General features: G+C 49.9%; 3 protein-coding genes. 2 read left to right on the forward strand and 1 reads right to left on the reverse strand.

The window, feature by feature from the left end:
* Together MES37_RS24325 and MES37_RS24330 are read left to right on the forward strand one after the other, a co-directional pair.
* Window positions 1-355, forward strand: a 355-nt coding sequence (locus tag MES37_RS24325; RefSeq protein ID WP_237932819.1) for a glutathione S-transferase C-terminal domain-containing protein, incomplete at its 5' end; no start/stop codon positions are given.
* Between the two features lie 85 nt (window positions 356-440).
* A complete protein-coding gene (locus MES37_RS24330; RefSeq protein ID WP_064540426.1) occupies window positions 441-824 on the forward strand; it encodes a DUF805 domain-containing protein in 384 nt (127 codons plus the stop codon).
* A 97-nt stretch (window positions 825-921) separates the two neighbouring features.
* Here MES37_RS24330 and MES37_RS24335 read toward each other — a convergent pair.
* The coding region (locus tag MES37_RS24335) for a LysR substrate-binding domain-containing protein (RefSeq protein ID WP_237932820.1) at window positions 922-1,467 on the reverse strand (546 nt) is incomplete at its 5' end.

A 1,467-nucleotide genomic window follows, 5' to 3' on the forward strand; every position in this document is an offset into this window, starting at 1 on the left:
GTTTGAATCACTGGCGCGCGTCGAGCAAATCCTTGGCCAGCACCGCTATTTAACCGGTGACCAACTGACTGAAGCCGATATTCGCCTGTGGACGACACTGGTACGTTTCGATCCTGTGTACGTCACCCACTTTAAATGCGACAAACACCGCATTAGTGATTACCTGAATATCTACGGATTCTTGCGGGATATCTACCAAATGCCGGGCATTGCCGAGACCGTCGATTTCGCGCATATCCGCAATCACTATTACCGCAGCCATAAAACGATTAACCCAACGGGCATTATTTCCATTGGCCCTGCGCAGGATTTAAATGAGCCACATGGTCGCGATGAACGGTTTAACCACGGTTGATTAAATTCACCCAAGCTATAATTTACGCAAAAATCATTCGCGACTATTCTTGAATTAGATCGTTAGAACTCAAGGTAGGCAAAAAATGGATTGGTATTTCAAAGTACTAAGAAATTACATTGGTTTCAGCGGACGGGCGCGACGTAAAGAATTCTGGATGTTCATTCTGGTGAACCTGGTACTGACCGTCGTGTTAACCATTCTGGATAAGATGTTAGGACTGCGAATTGCGAAAGAAGAAGGTCTGCTGGCTACCATTTATGGCCTGCTGATTTTCCTGCCTTACTGGGCTGTACAGTTCCGTCGTTTGCACGATACCGATCGTTCAGCCTGGTGGTTACTGCTGATATTTATTCCGATTGTCGGCTGGCTGATTATTCTGGCGTTCAACTGCCAGAATGGCACACCGGGTGAGAATAAATACGGTTCAGATCCAAAAGCGATGGATGCCAGATTAGTCAGTGAATAATGCTTTGCCCCTCACCCTAGCCCTCTCCCTGAGGGAGAGGGAATTGTCCGGTTTTCCCCCTCTCCTGAGGGAGAGGGCCGGGGTGAGGGCGTAGCCACTACTTCAATAATTTTGGAATTTCACGCAAGCACCAGGCTTTCGCCTCGCCCATGCTATCGCGTCGCCACGCCATAATAATGTCAATTTCGTTGGTGTATTCAGGGCTCACCACGCGCAAACGCCCTTCGGCAATATCCTGTTCGACCAGCGGATAAGGCATCGTCGCCACACCCAAACCGGCCAACAACGCCTGCCGTTTATCTTCCATGCTACTCACCGTCAAACGCGGCTGTTTATCCAGTAATTGCACCGTGATCACCGGGCGTTCCCGCGCAGTATCAGCCACCGCAATACCGCGATACTTCACGCGTGTCACTTCTGAAAGTGGCTCCGGTTCATTGTGAATCGGGTGGTCGGGTGCGGCGACATAAACGCTCATCACCTTGTACAACTTGCGCGAGTTAATCTCCGATGAAGAACGGAAATGCATATCCGGCGCAATCACAATATCCGCTCGCCCCTGCTCTAAACGCTCCCATGAACCCGCCAAAACTTCCGTAATGATCGATAACTGGGTGTCCGCTTTACCTGCAAGTTTTTCGAC

The organism is Buttiauxella sp. S19-1 (assembly GCF_022134725.1).
GTDB lineage: Bacteria > Pseudomonadota > Gammaproteobacteria > Enterobacterales > Enterobacteriaceae > Buttiauxella > Buttiauxella ferragutiae.

Bases quoted from the DNA above. Each gene is read 5' to 3' on its own strand.
- MES37_RS24330 (WP_064540426.1), top strand. From the start codon at position 441: ATGGATTGGTATTTCAAAGTACTAAGAAATTACATTGGTTTCAGCGGA.